Origin of the sequence: Streptomyces sp. IBSBF 2435 (assembly GCF_036815005.1) — a bacterium.
Taxonomy (GTDB): Bacteria; Actinomycetota; Actinomycetes; order Streptomycetales; family Streptomycetaceae; genus Actinacidiphila.
In genome coordinates, this window is the sequence record NZ_JAJSYW010000005.1 from 1 (window position 1) to 26739 (window position 26739).

The window sequence follows — 26739 nt, forward strand, 5'->3', positions numbered from 1 at the left end:
GTGCAGGCGCCGAGGGTGGGGAGGGTCAGCAGGCCGTCGTGGACCGGGACGTCGGCGGTGAAGCGCAGGCCCGCGCGGGCTGCCGCCGCCGCCGCGAGGGCGCCGAGGTAGGCCAGGGCGGCGGCGGGCCGCCGCGGCGGGCCGGGCGCGCCCAGCGCGCGCAGGGCGCGTTCGGCCCAGGCGCCGGTCATCGGGTAGTGGACGACGCGGCGGGCGGCGGCCGGGTCGGCGCGCTCCGCCGCGGCCAGCAGCCGCCAGTCCGCCAGCACCCGGGCCGCCGCGGCGGGCGGCAGCGCGCCGGGCGGCGCCTCGGCGACGGCGTCGAGCAGCGCGCGCAGCGTGAGCAGCCGGCGGCGGCGCTGCTGAGCGACCAGCAGGTCCAGGGCGTCGGCGTCGCCGCCGCTGCCGCCGAGGGCGCGGAGCACGTCGTCGGGCACGGTCACCGGACCACCTCCCGGGGCGGGTGGCCGCCGGCGCCGGCCGCCGACGCGAGCCGGGACCCGATGTGCCGGATCAGGAACGCCAGGTCGGCGCAGTACACCGAGCGGTTGCGGAAGCCGCTGCCGGCCAGATAGCGGTGGGCGTAGTGGCCGCCGCCGCAGACGGTGACCAGCGGGCAGGCACGGCATGCGGCGCCGAGCGCGGCCAGGCCCGCCTGGCGGGCGGCGACCCCGGGGTGGGCGAGCACGTCGTCGAAGCTGTTGCGGAAGACGTCCATGCCGGTGGCGGCGGCGCCCTCGTACGCGGATTTCAGCGAGTCGACCTGCTCGATGCTGCCGTCGGTCTCGACGACGGCCGCGGTGAACGGCTGGAGGCCGAGACGTTCGGTGGCCGCGGGCACACCGAGCAGCAGCGCGACGCACTCCTCGAACAGCCGCACCCTGGTCTCCCGGCGGTCCGCCCGCCACCAGCGGTCGAAGACGGCGGTCAGCCAGCGGCCGTACGGCGCCGGGTCCGCGGCCGGCGCGGGCAGCCCCGGCGGCGGCGTCGTCCAGTTGCCGTGCGGCAGCAGCAGGTCGATCGCGGGCGGCGCGAAGGCCAGCAGCGAGTCGTAGACCTCGACCGGGTCGTGCCGCAGGTCCACCACGCACAGCACTCCCGCGTACGCCTCGGGCGCGGTCGCCGCGAGCAGCCGCAGCCCGGCCGCGGCGGCGGGCCACCCGGGGCGGCCCGCAAGGTCAACCCGGGCCGCGTTGTGCGCGGGACGGCCGCCGTCGAGGCTGACGCCGACGCGTATACGCGCGTCACGCAGACGGGCGACGCGGTCCGGGGTGAGCAGGGTGGCGTTGGTCTGCACGCTCGCGTGGACCCTGGCCGGCACGGTGCGCCGCAGCCGCTCGACGTCGGCGGCGAGCCGGTCGGCTCCGGCCAGCAGCGGTTCGCCGCCGTGCAGGACGACGGCGACGTCGCGCAGCCGGTGGGTGGCGGCGTGCTCGGCGATGCGGTGCGCCGTGCGCTCGGCGACGCGGGGGGCCACCGCCCGGGGGCGGTGGCGCCAGCCCTGGTCCTGGGCGGCGTAGAGGTAGCAGTACGTGCAGGCGAGGTTGCACCGGCTGTGCGCCTTGATGATGAACTGGCGGATCGGTTCTGCGGGTCGCGCCGCGGGTTGGTGGTGGGTCACGTCGCCTCCCCGTGCTCAGGGCCGCCCCGGTGGCCCCCGCGGTTGTTCCCGCCGGGTAACCCACCGCAAACGCCCGGCCGGCGTTTTGGCCGTAACCCATCTCCCCGCCCGGCCGCGGCCCGGTGGTGGCTGGTCGCGCGGTCGCCCGCTGCGGCAGAGCACGTCCCTGCAGGGGCTCGGGGGACTGCGCGCCCAGCCGCGGTGCAGCCGCAGGCGAATCGCCACCGCAAGTGGCACCCCCCTCAGGGGCGCGGGGAACTGCGCGACCAGCCCCCGCCGGGGAAAGGAGCGACGCCACCGCAAGTGGCACACCCCGGAGCCGCGGGCAAGCGCGCAGCACAAGCGGCACTCGCCCCGGGGCCGGGGCCGGGACTACATCGAGTTGTCGAAGCCCCAGAGCGCTTCGCCGCCCGGCGCGGCAACGCGGTCGCGAAGGTCGCTGACCAACGCGGCCAGCACCGGATGCTCAACCGTCCGCAGCGCTTCAAGGTCGAGTCCGAGGATGTCGGGTGCGGACGCCCCGTCCGCACCCTCCACCCCGCCCCGCGCGGGCTCTTCTTCCATCACGGACCTCCGTGTTCCATACGCGCCGTATTCAGACGTCCCGGTTGAGCGCGGCCAGGCGCTCAACGGTCTGGCGGCCGAAGTCGCCGCCCTCGTCCGGGAGTTGCCGCCAGCCGGCCAGCGCGGCGCGGTACGCGTCGGCCGCGGCCCTGGTGCGGCGGGCGAATTCGTACACCACGCCACGCCAATGATGCGCCTGTGCGGCGAGCCACACCATGGGGCGCGACTGCGAGGGGCGGGCCGCGGCTGCCGCGCCGGCGGCCTCGGCCGCGCGCCGGTAGGCGTCGGCCGCGAGGTCGAGGCGTTCCGCGCGCCGCGTGTGCACGTATCCGAGCCGGTGCACCTCGCCCAGCTCGAAGTTGATCCTGGCCCGCTGGCTCGGGTCGATCGCGGGCTGCACGGCCCGGCTCAGTACGTGCTCGGCCTCGCGCAGGTCGACCAGGTCCCCTTCCGCGGTGTAGCGCAGCACGAGTGCCCGGCCGAGCATCAGCAGCCGCGCGGGCAGCCGCAGGTCGTCCGCGGCGGTCTCCATGCGGCAGTCGCGCAGGACCAGAACGGCCCGGTTGACGAAGAGTTCGCCGCCGGGGAGCGCGGCCCGGTCGAGCAGGGCGGCGCCCCACTCGGCGACGAGGTCGCTGTATTCAGGGCGGTCGCGCGGGGTGAGCCGGCAGGCTTCCGCGAACCGCCCGGCGGCTGCCTCGAGTTCGCCCGGCGGGCCGCCCTCGGTGTGCCGGGCGACCCTGATCCGGCCGGCCCTGGCGAGGATCGCGGCCCGCAGCAGGCGGTCCCGGGTCTCGCCGAGCGCGCGGTCGACCAGCTGCTGTGCGGCGGGCAGCCGGCCGCCGGCCGTCACCAGGGCGTCGACGAGGGCGAGGATGGCGGCGACGAGTTCTTCGGGCGCGGCGTCCTCGCGTTGCAGTGCGTCGAGGCCGGCCTCGAAGGACGCGGCGGCGTGCTCCGCGCAGACCTGTTCGCGTTCCCGGTCGAGGGCGGCGCCGGCCAGCCGGAGCAGGGCGCGGCCGTGGGCGAGGGCGAGTTCGCTGGGGCGGTCGTCCGAGGGCGGCCAGGAGTCCGCGAAGGCTTCGAGCATGCCGACGGTCTCTTCGAGGAGTACGGCGTCACCGCTGATCAGCCACTGGTCCTCCAGCACCTGGACGCGCTCCAGGGTGGCGGCGAGCACTTCGCGGCGGCCGAGCCCGGGGGACGCGCAGACGGCGGTCAGTTCGCGGTCGGCGCGGCGCAGCAGTTCGAGCGCGGCCCGGGTGTCGCCGACGGCGGCCCGGTCGTCGGCGGAGGCACGCAGCACCGCGGCCCTGACCGCGCGGGCCTTGATCGAGCCGGGGTGGGCGGCGGCGGTCTCCGCGGCGTCCTGGGCCTCGCGCAGCAGTCCCGGGCCGCCGCGCAGCCGCCACAACCGGATCAGCTGTTCGGCCAGTTCGCTCCACAGCTCCGGGTCGGTGCCGAGCCGGAACTCCTCGGCGGCGGCCCTGCGCAGCATCTGCACGGCTTCCATCAGGTTCTGCACCATGCCCTCGTCGCGGAATTTCGCGACGAGCTCCCTGGCCCGCAGGACGACACCGGAGGTGCCGCTCGTCCCGGCGACCGGCAGGGCACCCAGGCTGCGGCTGCCGGCCAGCGGCACGAAGCGTTCCAGGACGCGGGCGGCGACCTCGGCGAAGGGCTGCTGGGAGTCGACGCCGACGGCGGCGCCTTCGGCGCGGGCGGTGTCCCGGGCGGCGGAGGCGACCGCGGCGTCGGAGACGGCGTCGCTCGGCCCGTCGGTGAGCTGGGTGATGGCCAGGGCGGGGAAGTTGGGGCCGCTGCGGCCGAAGCGCTGCTCGACGTATTCGGAGCAGTGCTTGAGCACCAGGCGGGCCTCGTCCAGGCCGAGCGGCCCGAGCAGTACGTCGCGGATGCCGGGGGCGAACTCGTACCACCGGTGGTCGTCGTCCTCGGCGCGTACGACGAGTCCGCTGAGCAGCACTTCGGCCAGCTCAGCGGGTCCTGAGTCGGGCAGCATGGTGCGCTGGACGAGCTGCATGACGGGCAGGAAGAGCGGGGCCGCGGACAGGTAGACGGCGAGCTGGGCGGCGGCCGGGGAGGCGGCGGAGCGGAAGCGGCCGACCAGGATGGCGGGCGGCAGGCTCGCGCCGCGCGGCCTGGCCGGGCTCACGGGCTGGTCGGAGCGCACCCAGCCGACGGCAGCCGCCACCTCGCCGGCGCCGGTGCCGGCCAGCAGCCGCGCCCACGCGCCCAGCGCCTGGGCGGTGGGCGGGAGTACGGGCACCGGCAGCGCGTCGCCCGCGGGCGGTGAGGTGAAGCCGCCGGCGCCGGCCGAGAAGCGCAGCGGCGCGGCGGGCAGCGGGCCTTCGGCCCGGTGCAGCACCCCGTAGGAGACCGGCAGCCGGGTGCGCGACCACAGGCGGGCGGGCAGCGGCTGGAGCACGGCCACCGGGCCGTGTCCGGCGAGCCGGTGCAGCAGCCGGTGCGCCTGGCCCGAGCGCCACAGCGGCCCGGCGCAGTCGCTGACCAGCAGGGTGATCCGGCGTCCTGTGGGGTCGCCGAGCTGGTCGGCGGAGCGCAGCGCGGACGGCTCGGGGTCGAAGCGGCCGCTGACGGCGGGGGCGCCCTCCGGGGTGGCGTGCAGATGCCGGACCAGCACCTCGCGGAAGGCGCCGAGGCGTTCGAAGACACCGCCGAGTTCGCGCAGCATCCGCTCCCAGACGTACATCGAGGAGGAGGCGTCCATCAGCAGCTGCATGGAGGCGTTGCCGCGCCTGACCGGGCGGAAGACCGGCAGCAGCAGTCCGCCGGCCCGGGCGGTGCGGTCGGCGGTGGCGGATTCGTCCAGGGTCACCCGCAGCGGCCGGGCGGGGCTGCGGTAGCGCTGCAACGGCCGCAGCGCCGACTGGAGTTCCAGCAGCCGGGGCAGCGCGGTGGCCTCCGGGACGGCCACCGTGGGGCCGCCGGGTCCCGCGTGGCTGCGGCCGGGTTCGGCCACGCCGGGGTAGAGGTCGACCATGCCGGCGTCGTCCCGCTCGGGCGGGACCAGCCGCCTGCCGCCCCCGTCGGTGCCGTCGGCCGGGACCTGCGGCAGGTCGCCGGGCGCGCCGCCCGAGCCGCCCGCGCCGTCGTGGGCGGGGTCCCGCGGCCGGCCGGCCGGGACCGGGGCCGGCTCGGTCGGCGCCGACCAGCGGGCCAGCCAGAGCGCGTCGGCCAGTTCGCCGGTGCCGGGTTCGAGGCCGGCCCGGGTCAGCCTGCCGACGAGTTCGGCCAGCGGGTCGGGCGGGGGCGGTTCGCCGGTGGCGTCCCGCGCGAGTGGTTGCGGCTGCTGGGCTCTCGGGTTCGGCTCGGCGTCCACTGCTGCCTCACCTGGGCCGGTCGAGCCGCTGGATGAGCATGTCCGCGAGCCGGGAGCGGGTGGGCGGCGCCGCGTGGTGGGTGAGGTAGATCGCGTTCAGCAGCTGGTCGGTGGCCAGCAGTTCGCTGCGGGAGCGGTCCAGGAATCGGGTCACCAGGTCCTCGCCCACGGTGGCCGCCTCCTCGCCGAGGTGGGCGCGTACGACGGTGGACAGCCGCTGGTGGTCGGGGCGGTCCAGCTCCAGGTGGATACAGCGGCGCAGCAGCGGCGCGGGGAAGTCCCGCTCGCCGTTGCTGGTGAGGATCACGAAGGGGAAGGCGCGGCAGCGGACCCGGCCCTCGCTGATGGTGACCTTGGCGCCGTCGTCGGTGAGGACGTCGACCTGCGGCTCGCGTTCGGAGAGGCGTTCGAGTTCGGGGATGCCGTACTCGCCCTCCTCCATCACGTTCAGCAGGTCGTTGGGCAGGTCGATATCGCTCTTGTCCAGTTCGTCGATCAGCAGCACCCGCGGTTTGGCGGTGGGCAGCAGCGCGGTGCCGAGCGGGCCGAGCCGGATGTAGCTGCCGATGCCGCCGGGCGGGGCGGTGCCCGTGTTGGCGGCGATCTGGGTGTCCTGCAACCGGGCGATGGCGTCGTAGCGGTAGAGGCCGTCCTGCAAGGCGCTGCGGCTGACGATCGGCCAGTGCAGCACGCGGCCCAGGCCCAGTTCGTACGCGACGGCGTGCGCGAGGGTGCTCTTGCCCGTGCCGGGGCTGCCGGTGACCAGCAGCGGGCGGCGCAGGTACAGCGCCGCGTTGACCATCTCCAGCTCCTCGGGGCTGGGCCGGTGCATCTCGGCCATGTGCCGGTACGCGCCGAGTCTGCGGGCCGACGAGCTGTCGGGGCCCGGACCGGCCGCGACCAGCGGGCCGCCGTCGAAGTCCCGCCAGGGCGGGGGCTCGGGGAGTCCGTCTATCCGGGTGTGGGGCTCGCCCGTACCGCGGTAGATGAGCCAGTCGCCCGACGGGCCGGTCTCGGTCGTCTCACTCACCTCGATACCTCGCAATCCCTCGTCACGGTGTCTCCAACGGCTCGTCGGTCCCGGGCAGCGGCCGGGTCGGATCGTGGTAGAAGATCATCAGATCGGCGGACCAGAACTTCTCCGGCACCCCGTCGTCGGCCCCGGCCCGCAGCTCCGCCAGTACCCGCGGCAGCCGGCCCGCCGACCTCGCGGACCGCACCTCGCGGACCATGCCGCGGTGGAAGTCCCCGCACATGGACTCCTGGGCGAGCGGCTGCCGCCGCCACAGGGCGACGCTGTAGCCGCTGCGGACGATCCGGTGCAGCGACTCGGGCACGGTGGCGGCGCTGCGGCAGAGCACCGGAAGCGTGTCGCGGGGGCGGGCGCGCAGGTCGCTCTCGTCGGGCAGCGGGCTGGGGACGCCCTCATCGCAGTCGAGGATGTCGGGGCGGAGCGGCTGCTCGTGCAGGGCGCGCCAGCGGGCGGCGCGCTCGTCGGCCTCCGGCCGCTCCTCCGCGGGCATGTCGGTGCGGCGGATCACCACCGGGCGGTCGGCGCCGATGCCGAGCAGCCGGATGTCGGCGAAGCGGCCCACCAGGGCGCCGGGGACGGCCAGCTGGATGACAGCGGGGACGCCGGAGGCGTCGCAGCGGCGGAAGGCCTCGCGCAGCGGTTCACGCAGCCGGCCGGCCAGCGCCTCAAGGTCCGTACCGCCGAACTCCTCCTCGACGCAGTCCACCTCGCCGCTCTCCGGCACCGCGCTGACCCGCCAGTCGTAGTGGCCGGGCTCCCAGCCGCGCGGGAAGATCTCCACCAGGGCCTCGGGGCCGTGCCGCAGCGCGGGCAGCAGGTCCAGGACGGCCATGCCCCTGACCCGCAGCCGGCTCTTGCGCTCGTCCACCAGGGTGCGGCGGAACAGCCGGCTGAGCGTGTCGGCGGCGCCCGCGGTCTGCTGGGCCCAGCCCCACAGGGCGCGTTCCGCCGACTCGTCGGTGGCGCCGACCCGGTCGGCGGTGGCGGCGTGCACGGCGTACCGCAGCACCGCCTCCAGTTCCGTGGTGCCGCGCCGCAGGTCGTAGAGCAGTCCGAGGCCGTCGCGCCAGGCGCGGGGGGCGACCGGCAGGCCCTGGACGGGGCCGCCGCGGACCGCGCCGACGATGTCCTGGAGGCTGCGCGCGTCGGCCGGCGGCGGCAGCTGGGCCAGCAGCCCGAGCAGCCAGGTGCGCTGGCCCGGGGTGAGGGCGCGGCCCGCGCAGGCGCCGATCTCGATGTGCGCGTCGGTCCAGGTGCCGCCGTCGTTGCGGACGAAGGCGTGCCGATCGGCGTGGTGCAGGTCGTGCGCGGCCATCACCCGGTGGTAGAGGTCGGACGCCGGGTCGCCCTGGTCGGCGGGCAGCCTGCGTAATTGCTGGATGCCGACCGCGAGGCCGCCGTCCTTGCCCTGCCTGCGGGCCTTGAGCACCCCGATGACCTCGCCGCGCACCAGGTCCACCACGGGCCCGCCGGACACGCCGTGCGGCATCTCGTCCTCATTGCCGAGCTTGAGCACGCCGGTGGTGCCGACCTGGCCGCTGATGGTGCACCTGCCGTTGTACGACTCCACCTCGTCGGTGCCGGGGGTGTAGCCGAAGAAGGCCACCTGGTTGGTGGTGTACGCCTTGGTGGTGCGCTCGGTCAGCCATACGCACGGGTGGTCCACCGGGTCGAGCAGCCGGATCAGCGCGAGGTCGGGTGCTGGCCAGCTGCCGCCGTCGTGGCCGGCGGGCTCGGCCCACTCGACGACGCCGTTGAGCATGCGACCGCCCCAGCCGACCGTGACCTCGCGCGCCGCCGGCTGCCCCACGCCCGCCGCCTCCTCCGCCTGGTCCGCGCTCCGGCATGCCACATGGGCGCAGGTCAGCACCCAGTTCGGCGCGACGAAGAAGCCGCTGCCGAAGAGCGGGTGGCCGGGCTTCGCACCATGGATACGGACGGTCGCCTCACGGACCAGCGGGACGAGGGTCTCGGCCGGGTCGATGGGGTCGAGCTCATCGCTCCGCGGTGTCACCCCGCTCCCCCCATGCCGTTCCTCGCACGTGTCGCACCCGTAGCAGCGGTCAGCGCGTCCATGCCACCCCCCACTGGCCGATCACTCCCGAAAGGCTAGTGCCTGGCGGTGCCCGCGCGAGGCCCTTCGGGCAACTCCTATCCTTGTCCGGTCCGTCCCCGTCCTTCGCTGTTCTTCCCCGTCCGGCGACTGTCCCACCCCTGTTTCAGGAGCAGATCTTGTACTTCACCGACCGCGGCATCGAGGAGCTGGCAGACCGGCGCGGAGAGGAGGAGGTCACGGTCGAGTGGCTCGCGGACCGGCTCCGCGAGTTCGTCGACCTCAATCCCGAGTTCGAGATTCCCGTCGAGCGGTTCGCCACGTGGCTCGCCCGCCTGGACGAGGACGAATAGGTCCCCGGATGCCCCACCCGCCCCGCCGGGCGCGCCGTATCCCGCGCGACCACGACGGCGGCGCGGGCGACTGCGACACCCTCACCCCGGCAGGGGGGATTGCTTGACTTCCCGCGGACGCGATATATCGTGTTGCGGAGGGACGCGATATGTTGCGTCAAGCCCGGCGGTCAAGGAGGGGCACGATGGACCGGACTGTCACAGAACCCGGGAAGTTCGAGTTCGAGGACACCGTAGACACGCTCTGTGTCCGCATCGTCGGCGGCGCCGTCAATGTGGTCGGCGTGGACGAGGGGCCTGCCCGGCTGGAGGTCACCGAGATCGACGGCCCGCCGCTCAAGATCGAGCGGCGCGGCGCGACGCTGACCGTCGCGTACGACGACCTGAGCTGGAAGGGCCTGCTCAAGTGGCACGACCGGCACGGCTGGCGCCGCCGCGCGGTGATCTCCCTCGCCGTGCCGCAAGGCACCTCCGTGGAGGTCGGCGTGATCGGCGCGGGCGCGGTGATCTCCGGGATCAGCGGCTCCACCGTCGTCCAGGGCGTGAACGGCGACACCACGCTCGTCGGCCTGACCGGGCCGGTGAAGGCCAACACGGTCGGGGGCAATGTCGAGGCGCAGTCCGTGTCCGGCGACCTGCGGGTCAACACCGTGTCCGGTGACCTCACCGTCGTGGAGGGCAGCGGCTCCGAGGTCAGGGCGGACTCGGTCAGCGGCAGCATGGTGCTGGACCTGGACCCGTCGGCCGGCGCGCAGATCCAGCTGACCACCGTGTCGGGCGAAATCGCCATCCGCATCCCGGAGCAGGGCGACGCCGACGTCGACGCGAACACCACCAGCGGCCATGTGTCCTGCGCCTTCGAGGAGTTGCGGGTGACCGGCCTGTGGGGGGTCAAGCGCATCAGCGGCCGGTTGGGCTCGGGGGGCGCCAAGCTCAAGGCCACCACCGTCTCGGGCGCGATCGCCCTGCTGCGCAGGCCTCCGCTGGAGGACGCGCCGTCCTTCCGGAAGGACATCTGACATGGCGCCCGTCTTCGCGCACGGCCGGCTGCGGCTGTATCTGCTCAAGCTGCTGGACGAGTCGCCGCGGCACGGCTACGAGGTGATCCGGCTGCTGGAGGAGCGTTTCCAGGGGCTGTACGCGCCCTCGGCCGGCACGGTCTACCCCCGGCTGGCGAAGCTGGAGAAGGAGGGCCTGGTCACCCACTCCACCGAGGGCGGCCGCAAGATCTACGCCCTCACCGAGGAGGGCCGCGCCGAACTGGCCTCCCGGGCCGGCGAGATCGCCGGGCTCGAAGCGGAGATCCGCGAGTCGGTGTCCACGCTGGCCGCCGAGATCCGCGAGGACGTGCGCGGCGCGGCCGGCGACCTGCGCCGGGAGGTGCGGGCCGCGGCCCAGCAGGCACGGGCGGCCCGGCCGGACGACGGGCGGGCGTACAAGGACGCCAGGCAGGAGTGGAAGGAGCAGGCCCAGCGCGCCAAGGAGGAGAGCCGCAGGGCCAAGGAGGAGGCGCGGGCCGCGCGCCGGCAGGCGAAGGCCGCGCGGGACGCGATGGACAGCGCCAGGGACGAGGTGCAGCGGATCGCCCGGCAGGTGCAGGACCAGGTCCAGGCGCATTCGCGCGGCGGCGACTGGCAGGCCGGGCTCCGTGACGGCCTGGCGGAACTGACCAGGGAGCTGGGCCAGTTCGGTGCCGCCGCCGGCCCTCCTGGCGCGGGCGCGCCGGGTCCTGGGCCGATGGACGTCCCGACCACCTCGTGGGCGCAGCCGCCGTATCCGGCCAAGGACGAGGCGGCGGGTGCGGACGACGGCCCGCCGTCCGCCGACCCGGTGCGCGACCTGGAGCGGCTGCTCGACCGCTTCCGTGACGACGTGCGCGACGCGGCCCGTGACCTCGGCGTGGACGACGCCCAGTTGCGCGAGGTCCGGCGCCATCTGTCGGCGGCGGCGGCGTCCATCACCGCCACGCTGCGCGCCGGCGGCCGGCCGTGAGCGCGGTCAGCCGCTGGTGAGCACGATCTTGCCGAACACCTCGCCGCGCTCCAGCTGTTCGAAGCCCTCGCGCGCCCGGTCCATCGGCAGGACCGTGTCGATGACCGGCCGTACGCCGGTGGCCGCGCAGAAGCCGAGCAGGTCCTCCAGCTCGTCCTTGGTGCCCATCGTCGAGCCGATGACCCGCAGTTCGAGGAAGAAGATCCGGTTCAGCCCGGTGGCGGCCGGGTCCACGCCGCTGGTGGCGCCGGAGATGACCAGGGTGCCGCCGGGGCGCAGCGACTTGACCGAGTGCGACCAGGTCGCGGCGCCGACCGTCTCGATGACCGCGTCGACCCGCTCCGGCAGCCGCCCGCCGGGCTCCACGACCGCGTGCGCCCCCAGCTCCAGCGCCCGCTGCCGCTTGCCCGCGTCCCGGCTGGTGGCGTAGACCCGCAGGCCCGCCGCCTTGGCCAGCACGATCGCGGCGGTGGCGACCCCGCCGCCCGCGCCCTGCACCAGGACCGCGTCCCCGGGGCGTACACCGGCCTGGGTGAAGAGCATGCGGTACGCGGTCAGCCAGGCCGTCGGCAGGCAGGCCGCCTCCTCGAAGCTCAGCGCGGCCGGCTTGGGCAGCACGTTCCAGGCCGGCACGCTGACCCGCTCGGCCAGGGTGCCCTGATACCGCTCGGTGAGCAGCGACCGGCGCTCGTCGGGGCCCACCCCGTGGCCGGTCTGCCCGATCACCGAGTGCAGCACCACCTCGTTGCCGTCCTCGTCCACCCCGGCCGCGTCGCAGCCGAGGATCATCGGCAGATTCTCCTGCCCGAGCCCGACCCCGCGCAGCGACCACAGGTCGTGGTGGTTGAGCGACGCGGCCTTCACCGTGATCGTGCTCCAGCCCTCCCGCGTGCCGGGCTCCGGGCGCTCGCCCAGCTCCAACCCGCTCAGCGGCTGCTCTGCGTCGACACGTGCGGCGTATACGGCGAACATCCCCCGACGCTAACGCATCGGCGCCCGCCGCCGGGCCTCATCCGCGGTCCCCGCCGCTGCCGCCGTCGCCGCCTGTCAGCCCGAATCCGGCGCTCACCAGGAGCGGGGCCAGCGAGTCGGCCGTGACCGCGAAGGCGGGCTGCGACGCCCCGCCGGGCACCAGGGTGCCGATCACCTCGCCGAGTTCGTTGAGCAGCGGGCCGCCCGCCGCGGCCGGGGCCAGCCGCAGGTCGGTCCGGTACACCTGGAGGCCGTGCTCGGGAAACGGCTCGAACTTCTCGATGATCCCGGGGCGCAGCACCTCGCCGGGCGCCGCCGCCCAGACCAGGTCGCCGATGTGGGTGAGCCGCGGGAATCCCAGCCGCAGCGGCGGGGTCGGCACCGGCCGGGCCAGCAGCAGCACCGCCGTGTCGATGGCGGAGGCGTCGGGCAGGAAGGCGTGCTGTACGGTCCGCGGCCCGTCCGCCAGGCGCACCACCGTGGCCGTGCGGTCCGCCGCCAGCCATCTGCGGCTGGTCACCACATGGCGGTCGGAGACCAGGAAGCCGCTGCCGTCGCCGACCCGGACGAGCGCTGCGCCGGCCGCCGCCGCGAACCGCTCGGGCCGCGCGGGGTCGCGCACCACGGCCGGCAGCCTGGCGGCGTCTTCGAGCAGGAACCGCCGGTAGCCCTCGGCGTCGCCGACGCCGGCCAGGCAGCGCAGCCGCCGCCGCAGGTCCTCCGGCAGTGCCGGCGGCTCGGCCAGTTCGTCGAGCGCGCGCAGCGCGCGGCCGTGGTCGCCGGCGTCGTGCAGGGAGCGGAAGCGCCGCAGCGGGTCGCGGTCGATCGCGGCGAGCGAGGCGAGCACGTCGTTCCAGCGGGCCATCCGCGCCATGCCCCGGCGCATCCGCCCGAGGCGTTCGCCGAGCTGGTCGGCGAGGTGCCGCCCCGCGGGGATCCGGTCCACGGAGCCGGGCAGCGCGAGGTAGTCCCGCACGGTGGTCAGCAGATCGAGCAGCGGGCCGCGCAGCGAGAGCAGCTCGTTCTCCAGCTCGGCCGACTCGGGGCCGTACATCTCGGCCAGTACGCGCTGGGTGGCGGCGTCCACCGGCTCGTGGGAGGGCCGGTGGGCGCTCAGCCGCTCCCGGAACTCCCGGCACACCCGCTCGCAGTCGTCGTCCGCGCCCTCGGCCAGCTCCCGCAGCTCCCGGTGGATCCGCTCCACCTCGCGCTGGTCCAGGTGCCGTTCCGACATGGCCCTGATCTCCTGCGGCGAGAGCAGCGTCGTGTCGGTGAAGTCGACGGACCGGCTCCTCCCCGTCCCCTTGTCCGTCGCGGTGACCGTCAGGACGCAGCTGGCGTCGAATTCGAAGGTCACCTCGATCTGCGGTTCCCCCATGGCCAGCGGCGGGATGCCGGTGAGCGGGACGACGCCGATCCGCGAGCGCGGGTCGAGCTGTCCGTTGTAGACCTCGATCCGCACCTCCGACTGGTTGTCGGTGACGGTGGTGAAGACGTCGGAGCGCTTGACCGGGATCTTGGTGTTGCGCTCGACCAGGACGGAGAAGCCGTCGCTGCCGTCGTCCTTGAGTACGGCGATGCCCAGCGGGAAGGGCGTGACGTCCAGCAGCAGGCTGTCCTTGAGGTGCCCGGTGAGCGCCGCCCCCTGGAGGGCCGCGCCGCACGCCACGGCGGCCCGCGGGTCGGCCAGCACCGTGCGCTTGAGGTCGAAGACCCGCTCGACGGCCCCGCTGACCAGCGGCGAGAGCATCGGGCCGCCGACCAGGACCAGGTGCTCGGCGGGGACCGCCATGTCGGCCCGCATCTTCTTGCACACGTCCCGCAGGGTGCGCAGCGAGCCGGCCAGCAGCCGGGCCAGCTCGGCGCGGTCGAGGGCGACGCGGACCTCGGAGCGGCCGAGGAAGGCGTTGAGGGTGTATTCCGCCTCGTCCTGCGAGGACAGGGCGATCTTGAGGTGCTCGGCGGCGAGCGCCAGCCGGCGCCGGGTCCGGCCGCCCGAGGGGACGTCCAGGCCCTGTGCCCGCAGCTGTTCCGCGAGTTCGTCGGCGATGAGGGCGTCGAAGTCCTGCCCGCCGTACTGGTTGTCGCCGAGGACCTGCTCGACGTCGTAGACACTGCTGTCGACGTCGAGGGCGCTGACGTCCAGGGTGCCCGCGCCCAGGTCCACCACGACGATCTGCCCGTCGAGCCGCCGCTGCTGGGCCGCCGCCATGCACGCGGCGGTCGGCTCGTGGATCAGCCGTACGGCCGTGACCCCGGCGATCGCGCAGGCGTCGCGGGTGGCGTGCTTGGCGTTGTTCAGGAAGTACGCGGGGATGGTGAGGATGGCGTCCGGCCGCTCCAGCCCGAAGTCGTACCGCTCGGCCGCCCAGACCAGCCACTCGTCCCTGACCTGCCCGATCTCGGCGCGGGCGAGTTCGGCCAGCCGCTCCTTCACGTGGTCGTGCAGCAGCTTCTCCACCAGGGTCCTGGCGTGCCGGATCAGCCGGGCGGCGACTTCCTCGGGGCGGTACTCGCGGTCGCGGATCCGGTAGACGATGCCGTCGCCCATCCGGCGTTTGGCCGCGCTGATGTGGCCGACCACCCAGGGCGCGAGGACCTGGTCGCCGGTCAGCCCGACGATCTCCTCGCCCCGGTCGGTCACGGTCAGCGTCGAGGCGAAGTGCGCCCTGCCGCCGTCCGGGCAGATCACCGGGCGCGCCGCCAGACTGTCGTAGACCGCGGCGACACAGGTGCTGGTACCCAGGTCCAGGCCCCAGGTCGAGGCGAAGCGGCGGTCGACATCGGCCCGGGCGCGCGCCACCCAGTCCGCGACGCGCTCCTCGAACGCCCCGCGGCCGACCGCGCCGACCGCCTCCAGCGCCTCGCGCACCCGGTGCCGCAGCGGCCCGGGGACCGCCGTGCCGTCCCCGGCCGCCAGCTGCCGCAGCACATCGGCCGCGGACGAGGCGCGGCCGCCGCGGCCGAGCGCGTCCAGGCACAGGCCGACGAGCTGCCCGATATCGCCCGCCTTGCGCAGGAATCCGTGCAGCCGCGGGTCCTCGACCGCGTCGTCGCCCTTCGCCGCGATCAGGCAGCGTGCCGCCGCCGCGGGGTCGTCGGCCCTGGCGTAGAGCGCGACGGCCTCCTCGTACCGGCCGGCCTCCTCATGGACGCCGGCCGCGCCCAGCAGGTCGCCGCCGGCTTCGCGGGCCGCGGCGCGCGCGGCCCGCCCGCGCGGCGAGTCGTCGCCCTTGAGGACCCGGTCGGCGTCGCCGTACCGCTCGGCCGCGCGGTAGAGGCGGTGGGCCCGGTAGAGGTCCCCGGCCTCGGCGGCGTGGCGGGCCGCCTCGGCCGGCTCGCCCGCGGCCTCCGCGAAATGGCTCCACTCCTGGTGCACGGCCGCGCGCTCGCCGTCGGGCGCCTGGTGCAGCGCCTGCTCCAGGCGTCGCCTCTCGACCGCCACGAGGGCCGCGCGCACGCTCTGGGCCTCCGCGCGCCGGCGCAGCACGGGCTCGGTGTGTTCCGCGGCCCGCTCCAGGTGCGTCAGGACCACCGACGCGAGCCGTAAGGCCTCGGCGGTGTCCTGCCGCTCGGCGTGCGCCTCGATCTCGGCGGTGCAGGCGGCGGCCAGCGACGCGAGCCGGCCGGTGTCCTCGCCCGCGCAGGTATCGAGCGCGGCGAAGTGGTCGCCGCGCGCCTCGTGGCAGCGGCTCACCCCGTCCTGGCGCCCGGCGCGTTCGTAGTGCGCCAGCGCGTCGTCCGGCCGCCCGGCCGCCAGCAGCAGGTCGCCGGCCCGCTCGGCGAGCAGCCGCAGATCGTCCGCCGCCCCTTCGCTGCCGGCCAGCGCCAGCCCGGCCAGGACGTCGTCCAGCCGCGGCGAGGCCGTACAGCAGGCGAGCGCCTGCCGCCGGCGCGCGGCGGTGTCGGCGAGCCGCACCGCGTCGGCGCCCCGGCCGAGGAAGAGCCGCACCGGGTACAGATCGGGCAGCAGCGGCTCGGCGAGGTGGTCGAAGAACGCCGACCAGAGCGCGGCGTCGCCGGTCAGCGCCGCCCTCGCGGTGTACGCGCGCAGCGCGTCGGTCGTCAGCCCGAGGTCGAGCAGGCCCCTGTCCTGCCAGCGGCCCAGCAGCGCGACGAGGTCGTCGGCGCCGTCCTGCTCGGCGGCCCGCGCTGTCAGCCGGCCCGCCGCCGTACGCTCCAGCGCGCGGTCGCCGAGCCGCCCCGCGACGGCCGCGACCACCGTCAGCGCGGACCGGTCGGGGTGGTCGGCCAGGCCGTGCAGGGCCACCAGTTCCGCCGGGCCGAAGGCCTTCGGGTACGCCTCGGCGGGCAGCCGGGCGTCGAAGCGCTCGTGGAGCCGCAGCGCCGTCCCGGCGTCATGGCCGAGCGCCCGCACCAGCGCGTCGCCGTATGCGAGGGCGGCGCCGTCCAGTTCCCCGACCGTGAGCGCCGTGGATCGGAACCGCCGCTCGACGGTCCTGAGAGCCTTGCGCAGCGCCCTGGGCGCGCCGTCCGACGACCTGCTCAGCACGTGTCCTCATCCCCCGGCGGTCACAAGGCGGGCATCGGAAACTCATGCTAACGGCCGCCGGGGATACGGGAAATGAGAGTGTGTCAGCCGCGGGACGCGAGTCGGGCCGGCGCACGGCCCGAGGAGAGGCGGACGGTGTGAGCAGCAGGCAGGGCCGCGGGCGCTGGGCCGCGGTGGTCGCCAGGGTCACGGGCTTCCTCCGCGGCGGCGGCAGCGGGCAGGGCCGCGGGCGCGGGCAGCGGGAGCGGCCGCCGGTCACCGTGCGCAGCGGCGCGCAGGACACCGAGCTGAGCCTGGACCGGTCCGGGCTCGCCGTCCGCATCGCCTGGGCGCGGGTGGGCGGCGGCTACCGCTGGGAGGTCAGGGCGCGGATGCGGTGGGAGGAGGTCGCCCTGCTGGATTTCGGCTACGGCAGCCACGACACCGTCGTGTCGCTGTACGCGGTGCCGCGCGGCGGCCGGCGCCTGCACCTGGTGGACGCCCGGGTCTTCACGTCCGCCCAGTGGAAGGAGCTGGTGGCCGGCGTCGAGGCCCACAGCGGCGGGCGTCTGACGATCGATCTGAGCCGGCGCGACCGGCCGGGCCCGCTCGGCGACTCCTGAGCGTCGTGGCTCCCGAGCGCGCCGGCGGCTCCGGCCGGCCCTGCGCGCGTCGCGCGCTTTCCGCGCCGGGAACGACCGCGCCCGGCACCTCCCCTGGGGGACATGCCGGGCGCGGTGTTGACCTGTGGGGGACCGAAGGCGTCAGGCCTTCTTGGTCTCCCAGAAGATCTTGTCGATCTCCGAGATCAGGTCGAGGGCCTTCTGGCCGGTGGCCGGGTCGTTCGAGGCCTTGGCGGCGCTGAGGGCCTTGAGCGTGTCGTTCACCAGCTGGTGGAGCTGGGGGTACTTCTCGAAGTGCGGGGGCTTGAAGTAGTCGCTCCACAGCACGGAGACGTGGTGCTTGGCCAGCTCGGCGCGCTGCTCCTTGATGAGCACGGCACGCGTGCGGAAGTCCGCGTCCTCGTTGGCCTGGTACTTCTCCTGGACTGCCTTGACGGACTCGGCCTCGATGCGGGCCTGGGCCGGGTCGTACACGCCGCAGGGCAGGTCGCAGTGTGCGCTTACCTTCACCTTGGGCGCGAACAGGCGAGTGAACATGGCCGTCCTTCCTCGTGATCGTCTTTCAGGTGGGACATTACTCCCTGGAGGAGTCGTTTTCTCGGGTGCCCCTGGTGGCTTGCGACAAAAGTCCGGTGTCACTCTGGGTCCGATGGCGGAACGAACCAGGAGGCGGTAATGCGGGAGCAGGGGGCCAGGCTGTCGTGGCAGCTGGTCGAGGTCACTGGTCCGTCGATGGCGCCCACGCTGCTGCACGGGGACTGGCTGCTGATCCAGAAGATCAGCAGCGGCGCCGAGCTGGTGCGCGAGGGGGACGTCGTGGTGCTGAAACACCCGTTGCAGCAGGACCTGCTGATCGTGAAGCGGGCCGTCGAGCGCCGCGAGGGCGGCTGGTGGGTGCGGGGCGACAACACGTTCGTGCAGAACGACAGCAGGGAGTTCGGCACGGTGCCCGACGACCTGGTGCTCGCGCGTGCCAGGGGACGGTTCAGGCCACCGCGTGAACTTCAGCGGTCGGTGGCCGGCGTGGCGTCGTGGGCGGCGTCCTGCGTACGGCCGCTGCGGCCAGACCGGTCGCTCTCCAGGCGTTTGCGGGCCCGGTAGGCGGCCACGTTGGCGCGGGTCGCACAGCGGTCGGAGCAGTAGCGGCGCGACCTGTTGGTCGATGTGTCGACGTAGGCGTTGCGGCAGGGCGCGGCCTCGCAGATGCCGAGCCGGTCCACGCCCAGGGTGGTCAGCTGGAAGGCCAGGCCCATGCAGGCGGTGGCCGAGTAGCCGGCGGTGGCGTTGGCGGCCTGCTCGGCCAGGTGCATGTGCCAGTCGGGGCGCCCGGTGGCGTCGTCGAGGAGGTCGTGCCCGGAGATCTGCGGGCTGACCGGGAATTCCAGCATGAGTGCGTTGAGCAGGTCGACCGCGCGGACCTCGTCCTCCTCGTCGGCCGCCTCGAACACCCCGCGCAGCCGGGTGCGTACGGCGCGCAGCCGGGCCACATCCGCGTCGACGGCGCGCGACCCGGCGTGCGAGGCAGGCCCGACCAGCTCGCGTATGGCCTCGACCGAGGTCAGCGTGTCGGTGCCGCGCAACGGCTGCTCGCTGTTCACGAGGCGTACGGCGTAGTCCGAGTAGTAGGCCAGATCCACAGATGGTCCTCTTTGGTCCTTTACGGGGTGCGGTCCGGCGCCGGTAACAGCCGGATCCGACTCCAGGCTATTACCGGGCCGGCGGTCGCGGGCACGGCGGCGCGGGACGGCACGCCTTCGGCGCCGCGGGGCGGCGCGGTCGCGGTACCGGCGGGCCGCATGGTCAGAGCACCTTGGACAGGAAGGTCCTGGTGCGCTCGTGCTGCGGGTTGTTCAGCACCTCCCGCGGGTGGCCCGACTCGACCACCACACCGTCGTCCATGAAGACCAGCGCGTCGCCGACCTCACGGGCGAAGCCCATCTCGTGGGTGACCACGATCATGGTCATGCCGTCCTCGGCCAGCCCGCGCATCACGTCCAGGACGTCGCCGACCAGCTCGGGGTCGAGCGCGGAGGTCGGCTCGTCGAAGAGCATCAGCTTGGGCTCCATGGCCAGCGCCCGGGCGATGGCCACCCGCTGCTGCTGGCCGCCGGACAGCTGGGCGGGGTAGCTGGCCGCCTTGTCGGCCAGGCCGACCCGTTCGAGCAGCGCGGCGGCCCGCTCCCGGGCGACCGCCCTGGTCTCCCGTTTGACCTGGACCGGACCCTCCATGACGTTCTCTATCGCGGTCATGTGCGGGAAGAGGTTGAAGCGCTGGAAGACCATGCCGATGTCCCGGCGCTTCGCGGCGACCTCGCGGTCGCGCAGCTCGTACAGCCGGTCGCCGCGCTGCCGGTAGCCGACGAGGTCGCCGTCCACCCACAGCCGCCCGGCGTTGATCTGCTCCAGGTGGTTGATGCAGCGCAGGAAGGTGGACTTGCCCGAGCCCGAGGGGCCGATCAGGCAGCACACCTCCCGCGGTGCGACCTCCAGGTCGATGCCCTTGAGGATGTGCGCGGCGCCGAAGGACTTGTGGACGTTCTGCGCCTTGACCATCGGCTCGACGGGGCTGCCGCCGGCGGCCGGCTTGGTCATGCTGGGAATGCTCATGATCAGGCCACCTTCGGTCGGCGCAGGGTGGTCAGGTTCGTCCTGACCTTCTGCCACGGTGTCAGCGGCAGCGACCGCAGCGAGCCGCGGGCGTAGCGCCGTTCCAGATAGAACTGGCCGACGCTGAACACGCTGGTCAGCACCAGGTACCAGATCGACGCGACGAAGTACATCTCCATGATCGCGTTGGAGCCGACACCGATGTCGGAGGTGGCGCGCAGGACTTCGGAATACTGCACGACCGAGACCAGCGAGGACGTCTTGAGCATGTTGATGAACTCGTTGCCGGTCGGCGGGATGATCACCCGCATCGCCTGCGGCAGCACGATCCTGCTCATGGTCTTCACGCCGGTCATGCCCAGCGCGTGCGACGCCTCGGTCTGGCCCTCGTCCACCGACTGGATGCCGGCCCTGACGATCTCCGCCATGTAGGCGCCCTCGTTGAGGCCGAGGCCCAGCAGGGCGGCCACGAAGGGGGTCATCACGGCGACGGTGTCGTTCTTGTAGATCGGCCCCAGGTTGATCGTGTGGAAGATCAGCGAGAGGTTGAACCACATCAGCAGCTGCACGTAGACCGGGGTGCCGCGGAAGAACCAGATGTACAGCCAGGAGACCGCGCCGGTGACCGGGTTCTTCGACAGCCGCATGACTGCGAACAGCACGCCGAGCACCAGGCCCATGGCCATCGCGCACACCGAGATCAGCACGGTGTGCCACAGGCCGGTCAGCACGGTGTGGTCGAAGACCTTGTCGCCGACCGTGCTCCAGATGATCTTGCCCTGGGAGAAGCCGTACGCCAGCCAGCCCAGCAGCACCACGACCACCACGGCGGCGACCCACCGGCCGTAGTGGCGTACCGGAACGGCCCGGATCGCCTCGTAGGGACTCACGGGGATCTCGTCGGAGGGGCCGGCCGTACCCTCGGGGGCACGGCCGGCCGATGTCCCGCTCACGTCACGAGCCGCCGTTGACCGCGACGGTGGCGATCGCGCCGGAGGCGGCGTTCCACTTCTGCAGGATCTTGGCGTAGGTCCCGTCCGCCACGATCGCGTCCATGGCGGCCTTGAGCGCGTCCCGCAGCTGGGTGTCGTTCTTGTTGACCGCGATGCCGAACGGCCCGGCGTCGGCCGGTGCGCCGGCGACCTCGAAGTCGGCGCCCTTGCCCGAGGTCTGGGCGATGTAGGCGGCGACCGGGGTGTCGTTGAGGTCGGCGACCGCGCCGCCGGCCTTGACCCGGGTCTGGGCCTGGGCATCGGTGTCGAAGGCCTGGATGGTCAGGCCCTTGCTGCCGCAGGCGGTCTTCTGCTTCTTGAAGGCGTCCTCGTAGATCGTGCCGCGCTGCACGGCGACGGTCTGGCCGCACAGGTCGCCGAGCGACTTGACGCCCTTGGGGTTGCCCTTCTGCACCAGCAGCGAGGAGCCGGAGTTGTAGTAATCCACAAAATCGACGCCGGTGCCGATCTTCTTGCCCTTGTCGTCGAGTCCGCCCTGGCGGGCCTTGGTGTCGCTCATAGCGGACATCACGATGTCGGAGCGGCCGGTCTGCAAACTGGTGATGAGCCCGTCGAACGTGCCGTTGGTGAACTTGAACGTCACCCCCAGCTTCGCGCCGAGCGCGGCGCCGATGTCCGGGTCGATACCGACGATCTTGCCGTCCTGGGTCTGCTCCATGGGCGCGTAGGACGCGTCGGTGCCCACCTGGATCACCTTGGAGTCCTGGTACTTCTGCGGCAGCTTGGCGAACAGCGAATCCGCTGCGCCGCTGGTCGTCGCACCGCCGGCACCCGCCGCGCTGGAACTCGGCGGCGTGTCGTCCTTCTTGGTCTGGTCGCCGCACCCGCTGAGCGCCAGGGTGCCGGCGACCGCCACGGCGGCGACCGCGCTGAGCCGGGAGAGGGCGGTGGTACGCCTGGTCGTGCGTACGGTCATCGCTGTGTCCTCCTGAAGAGGTGAAGTGTCCTGCTGGCGGCCTGGCACACGCCTTCGAGTACCGCCACCGTGTGTGATCTGTGCATCTTGCCATCCGGACAGCGCCGACCGGGGGGCCTGTTGTGTCAAAATCGGATAACGGGCGATCCCCGGGCTCCCATCGGGTCGGCACACCAAGGCAGAACCGCGATGGGGCCGCGCCGATCAGGGCTTGATCCATTCCCTTTGGCGCCCTGAAACAGTCATCCGGTAGAACGGATCCTCACCCCTCATCCGGGGCCGGTGCGCGTGCGGCGCACCAGGCGTCCCTGTCCGCCACTTCGCTCACTCGTCTCTGGTGACGCGGACGCCGAGCCCACCTCCCCCGCCCCCGGGGTGAGCAATCTCCCTCATATCAGACAAAGGGGTCACAAGTGGCAACGGAGATCGTTAATCCGCTGACAGACGGCAACGCCGGGCCGGCGGCCGACACCGACGACATCCCCCTCGATCCGGTCTTCGCGCTGCACCGCGGCGGCAAGATGGAGATCGCCTCCACCGTGCCGGTGCGCGACGCCGCCGACCTGTCGCTCGCGTACACCCCGGGGGTGGCCGAGGTCTGCACCGCCATCGCCGAACGCCCTGAGCTGGTGCACGAATACACCTGGAAGTCACAGGTCGTGGCCGTCGTCACGGACGGGACCGCGGTGCTCGGGCTCGGCGACATCGGGCCCGAGGCGTCACTGCCGGTGATGGAGGGCAAGGCGATCCTCTTCAAGCAGTTCGGCGGCGTCGACGCGGTCCCGATCGCCCTGGACTGCACGGACGTCGACGAGATCGTGGAGACCGTGGTCCGGCTCGCGCCGTCGTTCGGCGGGGTCAACCTGGAGGACATCTCCGCGCCGCGCTGCTTCGAGATCGAACGGCGGCTGATCGAGCGCCTCGACATCCCGGTCTTCCACGACGACCAGCACGGCACCGCGGTGGTGACGCTCGCCGCGCTGCGCAATGCCGCGAAGCTGACGGGGCGTGACATCGGCGCGCTGCGGGCGGTCATCTCCGGGGCCGGCGCCGCCGGGGTCGCCATCGCCAGGATCCTGCTGGAGGCGGGTATCGGCGATGTCGCGGTCACCGACCGCAAGGGCGTGGTCCACGAGGGCCGCGACGACCTCAACCCGGTCAAGCGCGAGCTGGCTTCGTATACGAACCGGGCCGGCCTCACCGGCTCGCTGGAGTCGGCGCTCGCCGGCGCCGACGTCTTCATCGGCGTCTCCGGCGGCACGGTGGCCGAGTCCGCGGTCGCGACGATGGCCGAGGGCTGCTTCGTCTTCGCGATGGCCAACCCGACCCCGGAGATCCACCCCGAGGTCGCCCACCGGTATGCCGCGGTGGTCGCCACCGGGCGCAGCGACTTCCCCAACCAGATCAACAACGTGCTGGCCTTCCCCGGCATCTTCGCCGGCGCCCTCCAGGTGCGCGCCTCGGCCATCACCGAGGGCATGAAGCTCGCCGCCGCCGCCGCGCTGGCCGATGTGGTCGCCGGCGAGCTGAGCGCGGACTGCGTGATCCCGTCGCCCTTCGACCCCCGGGTCGCGCCCGCCGTGACCGCCGCGGTCGCGGCCGCCGCCCGCGTGGAGGGCGTCGCCCGCCGCTGATCCGGCCGGCGGGCGCCCCACGCCGCCGATCCGGCCGGCGGGTGTGACACGCCGCCGTCGATCCCGGTCACGGCGTGGCGCGGGCCGATCGTGACCGCACCTGGCTGACCTGCGGAAACGTCCGGTGCTCCGACGGAGGCACCGGACGTTGATCACGATGTGATGAGCGTCACATCAAATGGTGTCACACCGAACCCGCTTGGATTGCTCATACATACGCCTGGTGTGACGCCGGGCACGGAGCACCCCCGTTCACCCGGCCCCCCGTACCGGTGAGCGGGGGTGTTTCCACGCCGCGCTCCGGAGGGGGGAGCGCGGCGACCGCGCTCCCGCGGCTCACACCACGTCGGCCAGCTCCTGGAGCAGCCGGCGCTTCGGGCGGGCGCCCACCATCACCTTGACCGGCTCGCCGGCCCGGAAGAGCAGCAGCGTCGGCATGGACATCACGCCGTACGCGGCCTGGGTGGCAGGGTTGGTGTCCACGTCGAGCTGGACGATCCGCAGCCGGTGCGCCTCCTCCACCGCGATCTCCGCCAGCACCGGGGCGATCATGCGGCAGGGCGGGCACCAGTCGGCGGTGAACTCGACCAGCACCGGCAGGTCGCTGGCCAGCACTTCGGCGTCGAAGGTGGCATCGGTCACGGTCGGTACGGCGCTTGCGGTGGCGGTCATGGCGGAAGGGTCCCCTCGTCGTGCCGCCCGGCAGGAGCGGCGGTCAGTTCGCACAGCGGTTCCGCGGCGGCGCCCGCGGTCACGGCCGCCTCCCGCTCGGCCCGCAGCAGTTGGGCGGCGACCTCGGCGCGTACCGAGGTCAGCCGGTCCACCCACGCGTCGATCTCCGCCAGCTTGCTGCGGTAGACCGCGAGCGAGGCGGCGCACGTGTCCCCGGCCGGGTGCCCGGCCCGCAGGCACTCCACGAACGGCCGGGTCTCCTCCAGGCCGAAGCCGTAGTCCTGGAGGGTGCGGATCTGCTCCAGCATCCGCAGGTGCTCCTCGCCGTAGCTGCGGTAGCCGTTGCCCGCCCGGTCGGCCGGCGGCAGCAGGCCGAGGGATTCGTAGTAGCGGAGGGTTCGCGGCGTGGTGCCGGCGCGTTCCGCGAGTTCGCCGATGCGCATGGTCCCGACGGTAGACCTTGACGTACGCGTCAGGGCCAGCCCGCTCTCCGCGGCGGCGGGACGGGCAGGCGGCACGGGCAAGGGGGACGGCAGAGGGGCGGCAGGGGGACGGGACCAGGGAATGGCAAAAACTTTCAGGATTTACGCACATGGTGTTGCTTACTTCCAGTCCGCCTCGACAGGCTGCGCCCAGCACTTCTGTCCGCGCACGCACAACCCGCAACGCGAGGAGCCTGGATGCACCGCCCGAACGGACCCACCCGCCACCGGCGCGCCCTGTCCCTGGCCGCCGCCCTGTCCCTGCTGGCCGGCCTGTCGGTGACCGCGGTCACCACGACCGCGGCCGGGGCCGCCGGCCCGCAGACTGTCAGGCAGGCGGAATTCACCGCGGCGGCGCAGGAGTTCGGCGTACCGCTGCCCGTGCTCGAAGCGGTCTCCTTCTACGAGACCCGCTGGGAGGCGCACGCCGGGCAGTCCAACGCCGAGGCGGGCCACGGTCCGATGAACCTCACCGACCTGACCGCCGCGGTGCTGGACGCGGACGGGCTGAGCACCCGGTCGCCGCGCTACGCCGAGCTGCTCACCGCCCCCGCCGAGCACACCGCGGCGGCCGCGGCCCACCTGCTGGGCGCCGCCACCGCGGACGTGACGGGCGACGAGGCGCAGAACATCCGCGGCGGCGCGGCCCTGCTCGCCTCGTACGCGAAGGGCTACGGGCACGGCCGGCTGCCGCGCACCACCGACGGCTGGTACGCCGCCGCGGCCCGCTACAGCCAGTCCACCGAGGACAAGGTCGCCCAGGCCTTCGCCGACGGCGTGTGGTCCACCCTGGGCGCCGGGGCCACCCGCACCACCGCCGACGGCCAGCTGATCACCCTGGCGCCGGTCCGCGGGCTGCACCCGGACCGCGGCGATGTGCGCAAGCTCGGGCTGACCGAGGTCACCCCGCCGCGCAGCAGCACGCCCGCCGAATGCCCCAAGTCGCTGCACTGCGACGTCATACCGGGCGCGTACACGCTGCTCGACCCGTCGAATCCCGCCGACTACGGCAGCCACGACCTCGCCGACCGCCCGAACGGCGACCTCGACATCCGCTACATCACCCTGCACAGCACCGACGAGACCTACGACGGCACCCTCGACCTCTTCAACGACCCGACGTACGCGGCCGGCGCCCACTACGTCGTACGGTCCCAGGACGGCCAGGTCACCCAGATGATCCCGACCAAGGACATCGCCTGGGACAGCGCCAACCGGTCCTTCTACCAGCACTCCATCGCCATCGAGCAGGAGGGCTGGGCCACCCACGGCGCCGCCTGGTTCAGCGAGAACCTCTACCGCTCCACCGCCTCGCTGGTGCGCTACCTGGCCGCGGAGTACCACATCCCGCTGGACCGCGCCCACATCCTCGGCCACGACAATGTACCCGGCGGCACCGAGAGCGGCATCGCCACCCAGCACTGGGACCCCGGACCCGGCTGGGACTGGGAGCACTTCTTCGACCTGCTCGGCGCGCCGATCCGGGCGACCGCCCACCAGGGCAGCGACGTCGTGGCGATCAAGCCGGGCTACGCCCGCAACCCGCAGACCACCACCTACTGCGACGACGTCCAGGGCTACAAGCGCTTCCCCGGCCCCTACCGCAGCTTCGACTGCCCGGCGACCTCGCAGAGCGCGCCCGCGTCCTTCGTCCCGCTGCGCACCGCCCCGAGCACCTCGGCCCCGCTGGTCGCCGACCCGTACCTGCACCCGGACGGCTCCGCCGGGACCAGCGCCATGAACGACTGGGGTGACAAGGCCCCGGCGGGCGAGCAGTACGTCGTCGCCGACCGCGTACCCGGCTGGACGGCGATCTGGTGGGGCGGCGCCAAGGCCTGGCTCCAGGACTCCGCCGCCCACCCGGCGACCGTCCCGGTGCGGGCCGCCCGCATCGTCCCCAAGGCCGGCGCCACGTCCGTCCCCGTCTACACCACGGCCTACCCCGAAGCCTCGGTCTATCCGCCGGACTTCATCGCCTTCGAGGGCGGCGCCCCCCGCGCGCAGCTGGCCCGCGCCAGATACTCCATCCCGGCCGGCCAGTCGTACGTCGCGGCGGGTCCGGCCGTGCGCACCGACTCCTACTTCGCCATCTACTACGACGGGTCGGCGCCGTACGACCAGCACGACTTCGTCGGCACGACGAAGGTGTACGAGATCGTCTACAACCACCGGATGGCATTCGTGAACGCCGCCGACGTGGACCTGGTCCCCGCCGCCTCCTGAGGCAGCCGCCGGCCCCGGCACCGCGAGGGCGCTCGCCCTCGCGGCCGGGGCGGACGGGACAGGGGCGGGCCGCGGCCGGTGGCGGACCACACGGCCGCGGCCCGATGGCCCCCGGCGCTCCCCGGGCG

The 26739-nt window shown here is 73.7% G+C and carries 21 protein-coding genes and 1 pseudogene; 7 read left to right on the plus strand and 15 right to left on the minus strand.

Features of this window, described 5'->3' with window-relative positions; genetic code table 11:
* The 6 genes and pseudogenes from V7E46_RS01980 to V7E46_RS02005 form a co-directional block, all read right to left on the minus strand.
* Nucleotides 1–443 (minus strand): annotated as a pseudogene (locus V7E46_RS01980) (aKG-HExxH-type peptide beta-hydroxylase); the annotation flags it as partial.
* Nucleotides 440–1621 carry an FxsB family cyclophane-forming radical SAM/SPASM peptide maturase gene (locus V7E46_RS01985; protein WP_333766774.1) on the minus strand — a complete coding sequence of 394 codons (1182 nt, stop codon included), beginning with the start codon at nucleotides 1619–1621 and terminating at the stop codon, nucleotides 440–442. The gene V7E46_RS01985 and the pseudogene V7E46_RS01980, both read right to left, overlap by 4 nt.
* A 372-nt stretch (nucleotides 1622–1993) precedes the next feature.
* A complete protein-coding gene (gene fxsA, locus V7E46_RS01990; RefSeq protein ID WP_329174838.1) occupies nucleotides 1994–2185 on the minus strand; it encodes an FxSxx-COOH cyclophane-containing RiPP peptide in 192 nt (63 codons plus the stop codon).
* A 31-nt stretch (nucleotides 2186–2216) separates the two neighbouring features.
* Nucleotides 2217–5546: an SAV_2336 N-terminal domain-related protein gene (locus V7E46_RS01995; RefSeq protein ID WP_333766775.1), complete on the minus strand. Its 3330-nt coding sequence runs from the start codon at nucleotides 5544–5546 to the stop codon at nucleotides 2217–2219.
* A 7-nt stretch (nucleotides 5547–5553) separates the two neighbouring features.
* Nucleotides 5554–6576: an AAA family ATPase gene (locus V7E46_RS02000; protein WP_329174842.1), complete on the minus strand. Its 1023-nt coding sequence runs from the start codon at nucleotides 6574–6576 to the stop codon at nucleotides 5554–5556.
* 22 nt (nucleotides 6577–6598) lie between these two features.
* On the minus strand, nucleotides 6599–8593 hold the full coding sequence (locus V7E46_RS02005; protein WP_333766776.1) for a VMAP-C domain-containing protein: 1995 nt from the start codon (nucleotides 8591–8593) through the stop codon (nucleotides 6599–6601).
* A gap of 218 nt (nucleotides 8594–8811) precedes the next feature.
* Here V7E46_RS02005 and V7E46_RS02010 point away from each other — a divergent pair, with 218 nt between their 5' ends.
* The 3 genes from V7E46_RS02010 (at nucleotide 8812) to V7E46_RS02020 (ending at nucleotide 10977) form a co-directional block, all read left to right on the plus strand.
* Nucleotides 8812–8985, plus strand: coding sequence for a DUF6104 family protein (locus V7E46_RS02010; protein WP_329174844.1), 174 nt, complete (start codon nucleotides 8812–8814; stop codon nucleotides 8983–8985).
* A 185-nt stretch (nucleotides 8986–9170) separates the two neighbouring features.
* On the plus strand, nucleotides 9171–10004 hold the full coding sequence (locus V7E46_RS02015) for a DUF4097 family beta strand repeat-containing protein (RefSeq protein WP_333766777.1): 834 nt from the start codon (nucleotides 9171–9173) through the stop codon (nucleotides 10002–10004).
* Nucleotide 10005: 1 nt separating this feature from the next.
* Nucleotides 10006–10977: a PadR family transcriptional regulator gene (locus V7E46_RS02020; RefSeq protein ID WP_333766778.1), complete on the plus strand. Its 972-nt coding sequence runs from the start codon at nucleotides 10006–10008 to the stop codon at nucleotides 10975–10977.
* A 6-nt stretch (nucleotides 10978–10983) separates the two neighbouring features.
* Here the strand turns inward: V7E46_RS02020 and V7E46_RS02025 are convergent, their stop codons facing one another.
* Together V7E46_RS02025 and V7E46_RS02030 are read right to left on the minus strand one after the other, a co-directional pair.
* Nucleotides 10984–11949 carry a zinc-binding dehydrogenase gene (locus V7E46_RS02025; RefSeq protein ID WP_333766779.1) on the minus strand — a complete coding sequence of 322 codons (966 nt, stop codon included), beginning with the start codon at nucleotides 11947–11949 and terminating at the stop codon, nucleotides 10984–10986.
* A gap of 37 nt (nucleotides 11950–11986) precedes the next feature.
* Nucleotides 11987–16462, minus strand: coding sequence for an Hsp70 family protein (locus tag V7E46_RS02030; RefSeq protein WP_333766780.1), 4476 nt, complete (start codon nucleotides 16460–16462; stop codon nucleotides 11987–11989).
* A gap of 137 nt (nucleotides 16463–16599) precedes the next feature.
* On the opposite strand from V7E46_RS02030, the gene V7E46_RS02035 reads away from it, so the two are divergent.
* Nucleotides 16600–17064: a hypothetical protein gene (locus V7E46_RS02035; RefSeq protein ID WP_333766781.1), complete on the plus strand. Its 465-nt coding sequence runs from the start codon at nucleotides 16600–16602 to the stop codon at nucleotides 17062–17064.
* 141 nt (nucleotides 17065–17205) lie between these two features.
* Here the strand turns inward: V7E46_RS02035 and sodN are convergent, their stop codons facing one another.
* Nucleotides 17206–17601, minus strand: coding sequence for a superoxide dismutase, Ni (gene sodN / locus V7E46_RS02040; protein WP_329174854.1), 396 nt, complete (start codon nucleotides 17599–17601; stop codon nucleotides 17206–17208).
* Nucleotides 17602–17739: 138 nt separating this feature from the next.
* Here sodN and sodX point away from each other — a divergent pair, with 138 nt between their 5' ends.
* Entirely contained in the window at nucleotides 17740–18165 is a 426-nt protein-coding gene (gene sodX, locus V7E46_RS02045) for a nickel-type superoxide dismutase maturation protease (RefSeq protein WP_329174856.1), read from the plus strand.
* Here sodX and V7E46_RS02050 read toward each other — a convergent pair.
* The 4 genes from V7E46_RS02050 to V7E46_RS02065 all read right to left on the minus strand — a co-directional run bounded on the left by V7E46_RS02050 (nucleotide 18069) and on the right by V7E46_RS02065 (nucleotide 21600).
* On the minus strand, nucleotides 18069–18701 hold the full coding sequence (locus tag V7E46_RS02050; RefSeq protein WP_333766782.1) for a CGNR zinc finger domain-containing protein: 633 nt from the start codon (nucleotides 18699–18701) through the stop codon (nucleotides 18069–18071). The two genes, sodX and V7E46_RS02050, sit on opposite strands and share 97 nt — an antisense overlap.
* A gap of 163 nt (nucleotides 18702–18864) precedes the next feature.
* Nucleotides 18865–19671: an amino acid ABC transporter ATP-binding protein gene (locus tag V7E46_RS02055; RefSeq protein WP_333766783.1), complete on the minus strand. Its 807-nt coding sequence runs from the start codon at nucleotides 19669–19671 to the stop codon at nucleotides 18865–18867.
* 2 nt (nucleotides 19672–19673) lie between these two features.
* Nucleotides 19674–20624, minus strand: coding sequence for an amino acid ABC transporter permease (locus tag V7E46_RS02060; protein WP_443053944.1), 951 nt, complete (start codon nucleotides 20622–20624; stop codon nucleotides 19674–19676).
* 1 nt (nucleotide 20625) lies between these two features.
* Entirely contained in the window at nucleotides 20626–21600 is a 975-nt protein-coding gene (locus tag V7E46_RS02065; RefSeq protein WP_329174861.1) for an ABC transporter substrate-binding protein, read from the minus strand.
* Nucleotides 21601–22013: 413 nt separating this feature from the next.
* Between V7E46_RS02065 and V7E46_RS02070 the strand changes: the two genes are divergently transcribed.
* Nucleotides 22014–23234 carry an NAD(P)-dependent malic enzyme gene (locus V7E46_RS02070; protein WP_443053945.1) on the plus strand — a complete coding sequence of 407 codons (1221 nt, stop codon included), beginning with the start codon at nucleotides 22014–22016 and terminating at the stop codon, nucleotides 23232–23234.
* 336 nt (nucleotides 23235–23570) lie between these two features.
* Here the strand turns inward: V7E46_RS02070 and trxA are convergent, their stop codons facing one another.
* Both trxA and V7E46_RS02080 read right to left on the minus strand, forming a co-directional pair.
* Complete coding sequence (gene trxA, locus V7E46_RS02075; RefSeq protein WP_333766784.1) at nucleotides 23571–23906, minus strand: thioredoxin; 336 nt, start codon at nucleotides 23904–23906, stop codon at nucleotides 23571–23573.
* Nucleotides 23903–24349, minus strand: coding sequence for a MerR family transcriptional regulator (locus V7E46_RS02080; RefSeq protein WP_333766785.1), 447 nt, complete (start codon nucleotides 24347–24349; stop codon nucleotides 23903–23905). The genes trxA and V7E46_RS02080 overlap by 4 nt, the downstream gene beginning before the upstream one ends.
* A 237-nt stretch (nucleotides 24350–24586) precedes the next feature.
* On the opposite strand from V7E46_RS02080, the gene V7E46_RS02085 reads away from it, so the two are divergent.
* Nucleotides 24587–26611: an N-acetylmuramoyl-L-alanine amidase gene (locus tag V7E46_RS02085; RefSeq protein ID WP_333766786.1), complete on the plus strand. Its 2025-nt coding sequence runs from the start codon at nucleotides 24587–24589 to the stop codon at nucleotides 26609–26611.
* Nucleotides 26612–26739 lie beyond the last annotated feature (128 nt).

Excerpts from the sequence above, each read along its gene's own strand:
- fxsA (WP_329174838.1), bottom strand. The coding sequence starts at position 2,185 with ATGGAAGAAGAGCCCGCGCGGGGCGGGGTGGAGGGTGCGGACGGGGCG.
- V7E46_RS02015 (WP_333766777.1), top strand. The coding sequence starts at position 9,171 with ATGGACCGGACTGTCACAGAACCCGGGAAGTTCGAGTTCGAGGACACC.
- V7E46_RS02020 (WP_333766778.1), top strand. The coding sequence starts at position 10,006 with ATGGCGCCCGTCTTCGCGCACGGCCGGCTGCGGCTGTATCTGCTCAAG.
- V7E46_RS02025 (WP_333766779.1), bottom strand. The coding sequence starts at position 11,949 with ATGTTCGCCGTATACGCCGCACGTGTCGACGCAGAGCAGCCGCTGAGC.
- sodN (WP_329174854.1), bottom strand. The coding sequence starts at position 17,601 with ATGTTCACTCGCCTGTTCGCGCCCAAGGTGAAGGTAAGCGCACACTGC.
- sodX (WP_329174856.1), top strand. The coding sequence starts at position 17,740 with ATGCGGGAGCAGGGGGCCAGGCTGTCGTGGCAGCTGGTCGAGGTCACT.
- V7E46_RS02055 (WP_333766783.1), bottom strand. The coding sequence starts at position 19,671 with ATGAGCATTCCCAGCATGACCAAGCCGGCCGCCGGCGGCAGCCCCGTC.
- V7E46_RS02065 (WP_329174861.1), bottom strand. The coding sequence starts at position 21,600 with ATGACCGTACGCACGACCAGGCGTACCACCGCCCTCTCCCGGCTCAGC.
- trxA (WP_333766784.1), bottom strand. The coding sequence starts at position 23,906 with ATGACCGCCACCGCAAGCGCCGTACCGACCGTGACCGATGCCACCTTC.
- V7E46_RS02080 (WP_333766785.1), bottom strand. The coding sequence starts at position 24,349 with ATGCGCATCGGCGAACTCGCGGAACGCGCCGGCACCACGCCGCGAACC.
- V7E46_RS02085 (WP_333766786.1), top strand. The coding sequence starts at position 24,587 with ATGCACCGCCCGAACGGACCCACCCGCCACCGGCGCGCCCTGTCCCTG.